The 13,205-nt window shown below is 37.6% G+C and carries 12 protein-coding genes and 1 pseudogene; 2 read left to right on the top strand and 11 right to left on the bottom strand.

The features are described 5' to 3' along the window. Positions 1-46: 46 nt before the first annotated feature. The 3 genes from MHI57_RS20390 to MHI57_RS20380 all read right to left on the bottom strand — a co-directional run bounded on the left by MHI57_RS20390 (position 47) and on the right by MHI57_RS20380 (position 2,705). On the bottom strand, positions 47-376 hold the full coding sequence (locus MHI57_RS20390) for a DUF3870 domain-containing protein (protein WP_095370401.1): 330 nt from the start codon (positions 374-376) through the stop codon (positions 47-49). Positions 377-441: 65 nt separating this feature from the next. Continuing rightward, the gene (locus MHI57_RS20385) at positions 442-1,551 is read right to left on the bottom strand and encodes a muconate cycloisomerase family protein (RefSeq protein WP_340978092.1); all 1,110 of its coding nucleotides are present in this window, start codon (positions 1,549-1,551) and stop codon (positions 442-444) included. 572 nt (positions 1,552-2,123) lie between these two features. Next, positions 2,124-2,705, bottom strand: coding sequence for a TetR-like C-terminal domain-containing protein (locus MHI57_RS20380; RefSeq protein ID WP_095370403.1), 582 nt, complete (start codon positions 2,703-2,705; stop codon positions 2,124-2,126). Positions 2,706-2,865: 160 nt separating this feature from the next. On the opposite strand from MHI57_RS20380, the gene MHI57_RS20375 reads away from it, so the two are divergent. Beyond that, positions 2,866-3,618, top strand: a complete 753-nt coding sequence (locus tag MHI57_RS20375) for an SDR family NAD(P)-dependent oxidoreductase (RefSeq protein WP_095370404.1) — start codon at positions 2,866-2,868, stop codon at positions 3,616-3,618. A 122-nt stretch (positions 3,619-3,740) separates the two neighbouring features. On the opposite strand, the gene MHI57_RS20370 is transcribed toward MHI57_RS20375, so the two are convergent. Then, a complete protein-coding gene (locus MHI57_RS20370; protein WP_340978087.1) occupies positions 3,741-4,181 on the bottom strand; it encodes a cytidine deaminase in 441 nt (146 codons plus the stop codon). A gap of 100 nt (positions 4,182-4,281) precedes the next feature. Here MHI57_RS20370 and MHI57_RS20365 point away from each other — a divergent pair, with 100 nt between their 5' ends. Continuing rightward, positions 4,282-4,812: a topology modulation protein gene (locus MHI57_RS20365; protein WP_340978085.1), complete on the top strand. Its 531-nt coding sequence runs from the start codon at positions 4,282-4,284 to the stop codon at positions 4,810-4,812. Positions 4,813-4,837: 25 nt separating this feature from the next. Here MHI57_RS20365 and MHI57_RS20360 read toward each other — a convergent pair. From MHI57_RS20360 to MHI57_RS20330, 7 genes and pseudogenes are all read right to left on the bottom strand, one after another. After that, positions 4,838-6,198, bottom strand: a pseudogene (locus MHI57_RS20360) (amidase). A 58-nt stretch (positions 6,199-6,256) separates the two neighbouring features. Then, the gene (locus MHI57_RS20355; RefSeq protein WP_340978084.1) at positions 6,257-7,090 is read right to left on the bottom strand and encodes an ATP-binding cassette domain-containing protein; all 834 of its coding nucleotides are present in this window, start codon (positions 7,088-7,090) and stop codon (positions 6,257-6,259) included. Further along, the gene (locus MHI57_RS20350) at positions 7,080-8,114 is read right to left on the bottom strand and encodes an ABC transporter ATP-binding protein (protein ID WP_340978082.1); all 1,035 of its coding nucleotides are present in this window, start codon (positions 8,112-8,114) and stop codon (positions 7,080-7,082) included. Before MHI57_RS20350 ends, MHI57_RS20355 begins: the two co-directional genes overlap by 11 nt. Before the next feature lie 26 nt (positions 8,115-8,140). After that, a complete protein-coding gene (locus MHI57_RS20345; protein ID WP_340978081.1) occupies positions 8,141-9,034 on the bottom strand; it encodes an ABC transporter permease in 894 nt (297 codons plus the stop codon). A 6-nt stretch (positions 9,035-9,040) separates the two neighbouring features. After that, complete coding sequence (locus MHI57_RS20340) at positions 9,041-10,009, bottom strand: ABC transporter permease (RefSeq protein WP_340978080.1); 969 nt, start codon at positions 10,007-10,009, stop codon at positions 9,041-9,043. Positions 10,010-10,029: 20 nt separating this feature from the next. Beyond that, complete coding sequence (locus tag MHI57_RS20335; RefSeq protein WP_328198510.1) at positions 10,030-11,634, bottom strand: ABC transporter substrate-binding protein; 1,605 nt, start codon at positions 11,632-11,634, stop codon at positions 10,030-10,032. A 22-nt stretch (positions 11,635-11,656) separates the two neighbouring features. Then, positions 11,657-12,925: a hypothetical protein gene (locus tag MHI57_RS20330; RefSeq protein WP_307317299.1), complete on the bottom strand. Its 1,269-nt coding sequence runs from the start codon at positions 12,923-12,925 to the stop codon at positions 11,657-11,659. Positions 12,926-13,205: the final 280 nt, after the last annotated feature.

Below are 13,205 nucleotides of genomic sequence, written 5' to 3'. Positions count from 1 at the left end.
TAGTTTTATTTCAAGTAGAGTCTTGAAATCGTAAATAAACGGGCAATTATTCAATTGGTTTTTTTAGAAACGTATCACGATACTTCTGGTGCGCGACTTTTAAGGCTACAATTAAAGCTTGTTGTGAAGGAATAATACAGTTCATCTCTATATCTAAAATCAAGTCTGATATATCTATACTAAAATCTGTCCCAATAATCATTCTCTTCAAATAATCTTTGGCAAGTCCTGTCATAAAAGTAGAATCGACATTAACGATTGTATGACTTTGTTTATTTATCTCTAGCATGATTCCAATCTGTTTATTATTTTCATACATAGGCGTATTTTGGGGAGCCTTCGCATACGCAGTTAAGAAAGCTGTTGACATCGCCATTTATAACACTCCTTTAACCATACAGTTAATTATATTCTATCAGAATATTCTGCCCTAACCACTTTTTATCTTTGGTAAAATTTAACTTTATCCTTATCTATTTCCATTCCAAATCCATGACCGTCTGGAATAATTAACTCAAAATTTTCGAAGCGCAAATTGTCTACTGTTATACGATCCTTAAATAATAAAGGACCAAACAATTCAGTACCAAATGTAAATTCACCTATTGTAGAGTAAACCGAAGCACAGACAGCTGTTCCTAATGTTGATTCAATCATTGTCCCACCATAAAGGCCAAATCCAGCACCTTCAGCAATAGCTGCTACTTTCTTCGTTTCTAATAATCCACCATGCTTACACGGTTTAAGGGCAATGCTATTCCCCGCACGCAGTTTAGTAATCTGAAAAACATCATGGATAGAATTAGCTGCTTCATCAGCCATAATTGGAACAGCATATTTCTCTGTTAATCTAGCCATTCCCTCTAAGTTCCAAGTGGGTAATGGCTGCTCTACCATTGAAACACCACCTTCTTGAAGTGCTGCAATACAATAATCAGCAGTTGTTTCATCCCATGCCTGATTAATATCTACCGTTACTCTTGCTCGATCACCTACGGAGCGAATAATCTCCAATACATGGTTCACATTTTTATATGGATCGCCCTTCCCTATCTTTAATTTAAAAATTCTATGACGTTTTTCCTCTAAAAATCGTTCCGCCTCTGCGATGTCTTTAGCTGTATCGCCACTTGCCAATGTCCACGCAAGTGGGAGAGAAGAATGGATTTTCCCTCCAAGTAATTCATATGCTGGTAATTGTTTTTCTTTTGCAGCTAAATCAATTAACGCTGACTCGACTACAGATTTAGCGAAATAATTCCCTCTAACCACTTTATTTAAATCTGCCATTATTTTCGCGTAATCATTTGCATTTTTACCAATCAAATGCGGTGTAATGTAAGTATCAATATTGACCTTAATCGCTTCCGGTGTACCTTCTCCATAAGATGCACCGCCGATCGTAGCTACTTCTGCCCAACCTTCTTGACCTTCTTCGTTTTGAATACAAACCAATACTATCGCTTGTTTAGTAATTGTGTGCATCGCCAACTGATGTGGTCGAATTGTTGGAATATCTAAAATAAAACTGTTAACTGAACGAATCTTCATTCTGTTCTCTCCCTTTGACAATCCATAAAAAACCTTCTAAATAAATGGATAGCAGTACACCATCTATATTTCAAAGGACGGGCGTTTACTAATGGAGATTAAAAAAGGGAATTTTTAATCGTTAATAAACAGGCTGCTTTACAGAAGTTCTTTTTTAAAATCATTGTTCCTAAAATTAAATCCATATCTGGTTACATCATTCATGCATCTCTAACGATTCCATTTATCTCCTATGCTCTTTTCAAAACTAGTAATTGGAGATATGCGTACATGCTTCATGATGGAGTATTTCCACTCTGAAGCTTTCATTTAATATATTGATTACATATTAACTTTTCAAAGCGCTTACATGATTATTGTCACAAAACTAACTACTCTCGTTTACCCATACCAATATAAATAGGCTATCTCAAATACAACTGTCACCATACATTTGACAGTTATAGTTTAAGATAGCCATTCGTTCATTAGTTATTATTAAAGAAGGTTATTCTCTAATAGCTAATGAATAGGCATTAAGTTTGATTAGTTACTATTATAATCTCTAATTCTGAATTTTCAAGTACTTTTTTCTATTTTAAATAAAAAGGTCCCTTCGCCGCTATTAAGGTCAATTCTTCTGCAAGTTTTTGCGATGATATCGGAAATCCCTCTTCTAGCCACCATACAATGGACCCAATCGTACCGCTTAGAATATGAACTTCCCTTACTTTTCTCTCCGATTCGCTTAAGGTAGGAGTTTGTGTGACCGTACCAAAACCTTGGTTAGTAAATTTAATCATCCATTCTCTTAAAGCTACTGTAAATAATGGCAAACGATGCTCAACTAATAAGCAATGATAAAGCTCTTGTTCACTTTTAATATATTCTAATAATTGCACTAAACCTGGATAAGGCTCTTGTAGTGATTTATGTTCTGGAAGAGAAGGAACACTATTTACGATATCCGACCAATGTTGGAAAAGGCGATTAACATAATAGGTAACAAAAGCTTGTAAATCGGCAAAATGTAAATAAAAGGTCGTGCGGTTGATTTTCGAAGCTTCCGTTAGCTTCTTAATATTGATTTGCTCGAGGGCATCTGATTGGAGTAAATTTGTAAACCCTTTGCACAACAAATCAAAAGTTTGCAACACCCTTGGGTCTTTTATCACGAAACCACCATCCTCAACACATACTTTATTTATGTCTATCTTCTTAGAAAAGAAGGTTTCTTTGTACCTAACAACATCTCAAATAGTTTATCATTTAAATAGACAAGGTGTCTAACACTGAACTTGTCGACCAATTTTATTCGCAAAAGGGGATGTTTATATGAGTAAGAAAACAGCAGTTATAACAGGTGCAGGTGGAGGAATTGGACGCGCTTCTGCGATTAAATTAGCAGAAGACGGTTTTAACTTAGTTATCGTTGACTTCAATGAAACAATTGCCAATGAAACACTCGATCTAGTAAAAGAAAAAGGCGTGGAAGCCATTTTCATTAAAGCAGATGTATCTAATGCGGATGATGTTAATCATTATGTCCAAAAAGCAGTGGATACTTTCGGCACCATTGATGTATTTTTCAATAATGCTGGAGTTGTACAAAAATTCTCGATGTTCACTGATATCGAAGAATCCGAATTCGATCGTGTGATGAATATTAATACTAAAGGAGTATTCCTTGGTATGAAAGCGGTTTTAAAAGTGATGGAACAACAAGGCCATGGACACATCATCAATACCGCTTCTACTGCAGGCGTTCGCTCTGAGCATAGTGCTGCAGCCTATTCTGCAAGTAAACATGCTGTAGTTGGTTTAACAAAAGGGGCTGCACTCGAATATGTATCAAAAGGGATCCGTGTAAATGCCATCTGTCCCGGTGGCGTAGCCACTCCGCTGACTAAAGGAGTGGAAGAGCAAATGAAAACAACTGGTTATGTCCCTGCTGAAATCAGTGTGATGCGCATGGGTAGATATTCTGAACCTCAAGAAATCGCGAACGTGGTGAGCTTCTTAGCATCTGATGCATCAAGCTACATGACTGGGACAACAGTGATGGTTGATGGTGGCTTGACACTATAATTTTCCATAATAAACCACACCTAGCACAAAATCAATTTTTAAAATGATTTTATGAAGGGTGTGGTTTTATTACTACTTGCACAAATGTCTTTATTTGATTATATCTATACATTAATCCTTAATCAACGCAACTTTTCTACATTGCTAGTAAAGCTCTCGATTTCTTCAGCTGGATAAACATTTGTCCAATGAAAAGGTTGAAGTTCACCTAAAGGAACAAACTTAAGTAGCTTTTCTTTTGTCGTTACTCCGACTCTCACTTCCGGTCCCCAATAGCGCAAACGCTCTTGACAAATACCACATGGTGAAAGAACTTTAAAGGGGCTATTCTCATTATCACGGACGACACATAAACAATGTGTGACATCAATATTGAATTTATGTGCTTCACAAATGGCACCAACTTCAATACATAACTCCGTACTAGCGTTAAACGTCACTGGTGCGACACTAATGAGATAACGTTCATCACCAGTATGAATCACAGCCGCTCCACCCCACCCTTTAGGATAGCGCTGTTCAATAAATGTGATGGCTCGATTGTACATTTCTTCTTCAATCATTCTATTTTCCTCCTACTTGACAGTTACTATCATTTTAAAGGAAAGTGAAGCTCTCTAATAGCGTAAATAAGCTTATGTAGAAGAGGAGTGAGTGTATTGTATGAAAAAAATCATGGTTATAGGTGTATCTGCAGGTGTTGGCAAGTCCACTTTTGCTCGAAAACTTAGCAAGAAGCTACAAATAGATGTCCATCATTTAGATACCTTATACTGGCTCCCCAATTGGAAAGAATCAACAGAAGAGAGATTCATACACCTTCAACAAGGCATTATAAAACAACCTGAATGGATTATTGAGGGGAATTACACTAGTACCTTCCCCATTAGAACAGCAGCAGCAGATACAATCATCTACTTAGAACTCCCTCTCTCCACCTGTCTCTACCGGATTTTTAAACGCCGTATCCAATTTCATAAAAGATCAAGACCTGATATAGCTGAAGGCTGTCATGAAAAAATTGACTGGGTATTCTTTAAGTTTATCGTGACTACTTATTATAGAAGAAAGACAAAAATGCATGAGCGGTTTCGTAAATATAAAGATACTAAGCCAAATTTGAAGATAATCACACTTAGAAGTAGCAAGGAAATAGCAGCGTTTTTAACAAAAGGAAGAACTCTAGAGCCTTAACCCCTCTAGAGTTTCCCTTTGCAAATTACATCGTTTTCTCTATTTGATATACTTCATTTCTCTCTAAATATGATACCCAACCCTCTGATTGTTCGTATACTTCACCGATGGCTAATACTTTCCCTTCTTCAAACATCCTTCCCATGATTTGGAACCCAATAGGTAGTCTTTCTGATGTAAAACCACAAGGAACCGACAATATAGGTAGCCCTAACAAATTCCCTAGTGGTGTCTTGCCTAATCGAAAAATATTATTCACCGATTCTTCGGGACCAACACTTCCAATATCAAAAGGCGGTATTATATTCGTTGGTGAAAAGAAGACATCAATTTGTTCTGCTTGCATTTTATGTTCGATATGTTGTTGGAAGGCTTGCTGATATTGTTTGGCCTGAATGTATTCACTTGCTAACACATCTTTTCCAGCTTGTAAGCGGAACTGTATATCCTCTCCATAGAGGTGTGATTTATCCATAAACATAGATTCATGAAAAGCATAGGCTTCTGCTTTGAAAATTATTTTTTGTGCTTGTAGCGCCTCCTGTATACCAACAATATCTACTTCAATTATTTCTGCTCCGAGATTTTCAAGCTTAGCTAATGCCTGATGAATATGAATGGCTATTTCTTCATCCATTCCTTCAAAGAAATACTCTTTGCAAATAGCTACTTTTACACCTTTTAAATCCTTCAGTCGGATACTAAGATCGACTCGTTCTAACTTTTTGGCATCTGCCATGACTTGAAGGAGTATACGACTATCAGCAACCGTTCTTGTCATTGGCCCAATATGGTCCAGACTCTTACTTAAAGGCGTACATCCATCGGTACTAATTAAATCATATGTTGGTTTTAAACCAACAACACCACATAAAGCAGACGGTAAGCGAATGGAACCTCCTGTATCCGTACCAATAGCAGCAAATGCCATCCCCGCTGCAACGGCTACAGCAGATCCACCACTCGATCCACCAGGAATTTTCAATATATTCCATGGGTTTCTTGAAGGACCATAATGAGGATTTTCTGTTGTCGCCCCCATCGCGAATTCATGAAGATTTGCCTTCCTATTATAATTGCCCCTGCTTTTTTTAGTAGCTTTACGATTTCGGCATCCTTTTGGGAAATGAAGTTTTCAAAGATTCTAGAACCAGAAGTAGTCACGCTCCCCTTCGTTTCAAATATATCTTTTAAGGCAATTGGTATGCCATGGAGTGGACCCCTAATAATCCCTTCTTTTAATTCTTTTTCAAGTACCGTAGCCTGCTCTAATGCATCTTTACTCATCAAAGTGATATATGCATTTAATACAGGATTAATTGATTGAATCCGTTCAAGTAACTTTTTCGTTAAATCTATAGGCGATACTTCCTGAACCTTTAACATCTGTGCAACGGACTCAATATCTTTGAAAAACACATTTTCCATGTAAAACCCCTCCATTTTATATGACAGATTGCTTGCGATAGTAATCTCCTAAATCCCCATCTAATGTTAGAATGGAACTTAATAGTTTTTGTGTCACTTCCTGTTGAGGCTTTCTAAACAAATCGATTGTAGGTGCCGTTTCTATCATTTTCCCCTTTGAAAGGACAGCTACACGATCACAGAAGTAAGCAACTAAATCTAAATTATGGGCTATAAAAAGGTAGGTTAATTGAAATTCTTTCTGTAGCTCTATTAAGAGATTCATAATCTGAGCTTTAACTGAAACATCTAAAGCTGATACAGGTTCATCTAGGACAAGAAATTTCGGTTTCACGATCAATGCCCTTGCAATACCTGCTCGCTGCCTTTGACCACCAGATAATTCATGTGGATATCGGTGGTAAAAGTCTGAACGCAATCCAACTACATCAAGCATTTCAATCACCTTTTTATACTGAATCTGAGCTTCATTACCGGGATAGAATTTATTCAAAGGATGAAGAATTTGCTCCCCAATCGTTTTTCTTGGGTTGAATGCCGAACCAGAGTCTTGAAATATGATTTGCATCTCGTTTCTTAACTTATCCATCTCTCCCTTCTTCATCGACAGAATGGACTTACCTTTATATTGAATGTCGCCAGCCGTTGCATCAATTAATCGCATCACCATCCGACCAATCGTTGTTTTCCCGGAACCAGACTCACCAATTAAACCAAACGTCTCTCCTCTCTTAATAGAAAAGCTTACCTTATTAACAGCTAGTATTTCCTTTCGTGGTACGAACAATGAACCTTTGTTACCATATACCTTTGTTAGACCACTTACATCTAATAAGGACTCACTTTGCATAGGATTCTCTCCTTTCAGTTAATAGACAACGAACGGCGTGGTTCAAATCAAGTGAATGCACTCTTTTAAGGTCTGGTTGTTTAGCATGACAAATATCTTTAGCCATATGACAGCGACTTGCAAATCGACAACCACTACTTAAATTCATTAAATTGGGTGGCTCCCCTTTAATTTGAAATAACGGTTTCTTTCCCACATTATCTTGGAAAATCCAATCTAAATCGGGTATACAGTTGAGCAGACTATTTGTATAAGGATGTTGTGGATTGTAAATCACCTCACTCGTCTTCCCTTGCTCAACAATTTGTCCAGCATACATCACAGCCACACTTTCTGCTATTCTAGCAACTACGCCGAAATCATGTGTAATGATAAGAATAGCTGTCCCTAACTCACGATTAATCTTTTGGAATAGCTCAAGTACTTGCAATTGTACAGTGGGATCCAAAGCAGAAGTCGGTTCGTCTGCAATAATAAGATCTGGATCACAGGCGAGAGACATGGCAATAACTACCCTTTGTCTCAGTCCTCCACTCAATTGATGTGGAAATGATTGAAACACTCTTTTGGCTTCATCAATCCCCATCTCCTCTAATAAATATATGGCTTTTTCTATCGCCTCCCTCTTAGATAAATTTGTTTTATCTAAAATAATTTCGATAATCTGTTTACCTACACGATAAGAAGGATCTAGAGAAGTCATTGCATTCTGAGCAACGAGTGAGATTTTTTTTCCTCTAATCTTCTGCATCTCCTTCTGCCCAATGTCCAAAATACTTTTCCCTTCCACTTGAATTTCACCTTCATAGCTATCTAGTAAATTCTTCGTTATCATTTGTAAGATGGAATGGATAGTCATCGATTTCCCCGACCCTGACTCTCCTACTATTGCCATGATTTCACCATTATCAATCGATAGATTAATATCATCAAGTACTGTCATTGAACCGTCTGGTGTATGAATCTTCGTCGTTAAATGGCTTACATCTAGAAACGCTTGCTTCTTTCCTACCGCCTGAATCATTTCACCACCACATCCTTCATTTATTATCAAGCGACCATTGGTTTTTTAGCGGTCACATTTTCCTTTTTCACCTTCGACCTTTCATATGGATCGAGTGCGTTTCTCAATCCATCACCAATCATGCTAAAGGCAAACGACAGAATTAAAATCGCAATTCCTGGAAAGAAAGTAACAAAGGGATGTCCTAGCATTAGTAAATCACTACCGTCACTAGCCATTCTGCCCCAGTCAGCTTCAGGTGGCTGAACACCAAGCCCGATAAAGCTCAGACCAGCTACTGTCACAATCGTTACCCCAGCAAGTATTGTACTATAGACAATTAGTGATGGCAGGACATTCGGTAAGATTTGTTTAAACATAATTTCCGTACGGCTCACACCAAAAGCCTTCGCTGCTTCAATGTATTCCTTCTGACTTTCTTGAAGGGTATCAGTATATACAACACGAGTCATATAAGGAATTCTGACAATGATCATCGCAATAATTACATTAAGTAAACCCGGTCCTAAAATCGCAGCAATTGCGATTGCTAACAACACGGCAGGAAATGCGAAGAAAATATCCATTAAACGCATAATGATATTGCCAACAATTCCTTGATAAAATCCTGCAATAATTCCTAATCCAATACTTATCATTGCCGCAATTACGACAGGGACAACTGCTGATATGAGTGATGTTTGTGTCCCAAAGATAATTCGGCTTAAAATATCTCTTCCTTGTTGATCTGTTCCTAATAGATGACCATCTGTACCTGGTGGCATGAGCCTTATGCTACCATCAGCCACTTCATTCGGGTGATAAGGTGCGAGCCATGGAGCGAATAATGCGACTAAGAAAGCAATAATTATAATCAATGCACCAATTGTTGCTACTTTATCTGTTAAAAAAGCCTTATAGGCTATCTTCCATCCCTTCATATATCTTCACCCCGCATTAGATTTAATTGAATCCTGTAACTTTGGACTAAGCCATACATTTAAGAGATCAACAATGAGATTAACGATGACAAATGTAATGGCAATCAATAATATTCCTGCTTGTATCGTTGGATAATCATTTGATGTCACAGCAACATATAACGCTTGCCCAATGCCAGGCCAATTAAAAACAACTTCGCTAAATAGGGCGCCGCCCATTAGGTAACCCACTTGCATACCAGAAATATTAATGATTGGAGGCAAGGAGTTTCTTAATACATGTACAATATTTATCTTCGAATTTGATAATCCGAATGACTGAAAGTACTTCACATAATCCTTTTGCAACGTATCAATAATTGTACTTCTAGTCAGTCTAGCAATCACCGCTAATGAAACTGTTGCTGTTGCGAAAGCTGGTAATAGTAAATGATGTAGTAAATCTGGTAATCCTCCAGGACTTCTCATATTGTACATGCCACTTACAGGGAATAATCCCATTTCTAAAGAGAAAAGCCACATAAGCATAAGCGCAATCCAAAACACCGGCATGCTCGCACCAATTAAAGCTACACCCATGCTTGCTTTATCAAAAATACTGCCCTTTCTTAATGCACTAATGAGTCCTAAGATTACTCCAAGAACCACACATATGAAGAGACTGGCAACAGTGAGAATCATACTGTTCAAAAATCGTGGGAGAAGCTCTTCTGTAATCGGTGTATGAAGTGTATGTGAATAACCTAAATCTCCCTGTAACAGATCCCCCATCCAGCTCGTATATTGCACAATCATCGATTCATTCAATCCCATTTCCACTCGCAATGCCTCAACCGCTTCAGTTGTCGCATCTCCTCCTAAAATCGACTTTGCAGGATCACCAGGAATTAATTGAATTAATAAAAAGACAAAGATGGTTACTCCTAAAAGTACAGGAATTGTTGATAATATTCGTTTGAATAAGAACCTTGTCATTTTTCTCCTCCCAGCACTTTTTATTGATCAATCCAAACAGGTGCGAGCGTATACCATTCTTCTGATGGAACCACAAAGCCTTTCACTCGCTTATTCACTACATAAGGTGCCGTATCATGAACAATTGGTGCGAAAGCCGCATCTGTCATAATCTTTTCTTCTGTTTGTCTCCATATTTCTAATGCCTCGACATCGTCTGTTGCTGTAGACGCACGGTCTAACAATTCATCTGTTTCTGCACTTGCATACTTACCTGAATTGAAGCCACCGGGAGCAACAAAGTCCGAATGAGCGACCATTGATAAAAAGAATGGCGATGTTCTACCAGCAGACATTTGATTCATAGCAATAGAAGAATCCATGCCATCACTATATCCTGAGAAATAAGTAATCCATTCCTGCGTATCCAATGTGACGTCAATACCTACCTTTTTCAAATCTCTTTGAATCCATTCAGCAATATCAACAGGCATTAATTGCCCCGAACCATCTACAGAAGTTTGTAATATCATGTTAAACCCATCTTCTAGACCCGCTTCGGCTAATAAATCCTTTGCCTTTTCTGGGTCATACTCATACCATTTACGACTCGGATCAAAGTTCACCGACCCTGGAGATTGTATGGTATAGGCAGGAGAAACCGTTCCTTTTAACAACTGATTGGCAATTCCCTCTCGGTCAATTGCATAATTAATCGCTTGTCTAACCCTTTGATCTTGCATATATTCGTTATCAAAGTTAAATGTTAAGTACCATACATGTGGCGGTGTGCCCGATAAAATATCGAATCCTTTTTCTTCTAAATTTTCAATCGCATCAGGCGGTGGTACAGCAATGATATCCACTTCATCATTTTGCAAGGCTAATACTCTACTAGCTGGATCAGACATTGGTCTAAAAATAACTGTGTCTAACTTCGCTTTTTCGCCCCAATAGTCTTTATTTTTTACTAGCGTTATATTCTCTCCACGATTACGATTATTAAATTTAAATGGTCCCGTTCCAACGGGATTTTCCCCGACGCTATCATTGCCCCCTGTAATGATCGATTCTGGACTAACAATTTGTAATGAATTAATCTGAGCTAGCATTCTTGGAAACTCAGAAAAAGGTGAGCTCAAATGAATATTGAGGGTATATTCATCCACCACTTCACTTCTATCAAAAAACTTCCATGTTCTAAATGTACGACTCGACCCGATTTTATCGAAATATTCAAAATTCTCATCCGTTAATCTTTTTATATTAAAATCCACAGCCTCTGCATTAAATGGTGTCCCATCATGAAACTTGACACCCTCTCTTAAGTGGAAAGTATACATCTTTCCGTCCTCAGATACTTGCCAACTCTTCGCTAACACTGGAATGAGCTCTGGTACAGATGCTTCACCAGAAGATTTGCTCAAATCTTCCCCGATTAATGGTTCAAACATTTGATAGTTAATCCTCATCGTTACCCACCCCCCTGCCCGGTGGGGGTCTAACACATCCGCTTCTGATTCCATACCAATGATTAATTCATTCCCATATGTTTTTCCATTGTTTGCTGCACTAGGCATAGTGGTACAAGCTGCTAACGTTGTGACAAATAATAGTAGGATAAAATAGTGGTACATCTTCTTCATTACCGTTTAAGCCTCCTCACCTCTAATTCGCCGCTTCCTTTAATTTATCTAAATGAATGAAGTAAATATGGCGTGGTCTTCCTTTTTGATTCATGGACTCCTTTCCCGTTATTTCTGCTACCTCTTGATCACATAAGCTTTTTAGTATTCTCGAAGCATGTCTCTCACTCGTATTCATGCCCATACTAATATCTCGCGTTGTTACCTTTGTCTTTCTCACCAAGAATAACCATGCATATAATCTTCTTAGTGTTAAGGTAATATTCTTTCGGTTACTGAACAATAATGGATAACTAACTGATTCCTTTGTTCCTAACGGGCCATAAATTCTCTTATCCTCATCAATAAGATAACAACTTCCACGCTCATTCGAACTTGCGTGTTCAAGTGCCTTCTGTGCATTAAAATTAGCACTTTCTGCTGTATCGCCTATACCAATCCCTAAGTGAACTAGCAATTGCTTCTTGCGATTCATAGCTTCAATAAATGTAAAATCTGTTCGCTCCTTACTTACCTTTTCAAACACACCTCTTGTTGAAAACAAACTAACGACCATATTCTCTACATTACTTGTACTCAATAAATAGTTCTGTCCGAAAATAATAATTTCAGTAATCATTTCCTTTACAGCCTGCTTATCATGGACCCCTATCGCCTTAATTTCAAAACGTAATACCGTCAGCTGAAGCTCCTTTTTCTTTATGTCTTGCTCCTTTAATATCGCCTTAACTAACATATCGCGGATTGTGGATTTCGTATGTTTTATTAAGAAAACGGGAACGTCCTGCGACTTTAGCTGCTCATAAACCGCGTTCATTGTCGTTGCAATCACTTCAACTTGTTGATTCTTTAATAACTTTAAATGATAACGGACTAAAGCGTTACTATCTAAAAAACCATCCTTGTGAGAATGTAAAAAATAAGGAATAAGAGTCAGATTATTTTCCTCATATACTTCTATTAAATAGTCTTGATCTACAATATCGTAGCTAATGACTGGAAATCGGTTATACTGCTCATATACCTGTAAAAGTAATCGGTAAATATCCGCTCCTTCAAAAGGAATATAATAAGCCATACTTGAATTTGGAATAAATTTTAATGCTAGTTGAAATGGTGAAGGACCAGCAAAAATATACATATCTACTGGGAATTTATAGTTTTCAATCAACCTTGGTGATTGTTCTGCAGATTCATAAAATAGTGGAATCACATCTATCCCCTCAAACTCTGAGGCAATGTGACAAATCTCTTGACCAAGTGGAACAGGACCAACAACCGCCATCTTCAATTCAATAAAAACACACCTCCCAACTTCCTTGTCTTTAATATGTCGTTAATTATCTTTGTTATAAAAGGCAACGTCAACAAACTTGTAAGGAAATGTGACATAAAAACACTACAAAACAAGAAAATTCAGATTATTTCCCTATTACAATGCTTTTATGAGAGCGCTATCAGGTACTTTTTATGGATATAAAAGCACTTGTTGGTTGTTATATAGGATAACTTGTTAGATTTTTTCACATATATTAAGAAAGCACATGATGCATGCATCATGTGCTTTCTTA

Source organism: Cytobacillus sp. FSL K6-0129 (assembly GCF_038007625.1).
Classification (GTDB): Bacteria; Bacillota; Bacilli; order Bacillales; family Cytobacillaceae; genus Cytobacillus; species Cytobacillus kochii.
Note: the sequence above shows the minus strand (reverse complement) of the source record. Positions and strands in the feature narration are given on the sequence as shown.

Excerpts from the sequence above, each read along its gene's own strand:
- MHI57_RS20375 (WP_095370404.1), top strand. The coding sequence starts at position 2,866 with ATGAGTAAGAAAACAGCAGTTATAACAGGTGCAGGTGGAGGAATTGGA.
- MHI57_RS20340 (WP_340978080.1), bottom strand. The coding sequence starts at position 10,009 with ATGACAAGGTTCTTATTCAAACGAATATTATCAACAATTCCTGTACTT.
- MHI57_RS20350 (WP_340978082.1), bottom strand. The coding sequence starts at position 8,114 with ATGATTCAGGCGGTAGGAAAGAAGCAAGCGTTTCTAGATGTAAGCCAT.
- MHI57_RS20370 (WP_340978087.1), bottom strand. The coding sequence starts at position 4,181 with ATGATTGAAGAAGAAATGTACAATCGAGCCATCACATTTATTGAACAG.
- MHI57_RS20385 (WP_340978092.1), bottom strand. The coding sequence starts at position 1,551 with ATGAAGATTCGTTCAGTTAACAGTTTTATTTTAGATATTCCAACAATT.
- MHI57_RS20365 (WP_340978085.1), top strand. The coding sequence starts at position 4,282 with ATGAAAAAAATCATGGTTATAGGTGTATCTGCAGGTGTTGGCAAGTCC.
- MHI57_RS20390 (WP_095370401.1), bottom strand. The coding sequence starts at position 376 with ATGGCGATGTCAACAGCTTTCTTAACTGCGTATGCGAAGGCTCCCCAA.
- MHI57_RS20355 (WP_340978084.1), bottom strand. The coding sequence starts at position 7,090 with ATGCAAAGTGAGTCCTTATTAGATGTAAGTGGTCTAACAAAGGTATAT.
- MHI57_RS20345 (WP_340978081.1), bottom strand. The coding sequence starts at position 9,034 with ATGAAGGGATGGAAGATAGCCTATAAGGCTTTTTTAACAGATAAAGTA.
- MHI57_RS20335 (WP_328198510.1), bottom strand. The coding sequence starts at position 11,634 with ATGAAGAAGATGTACCACTATTTTATCCTACTATTATTTGTCACAACG.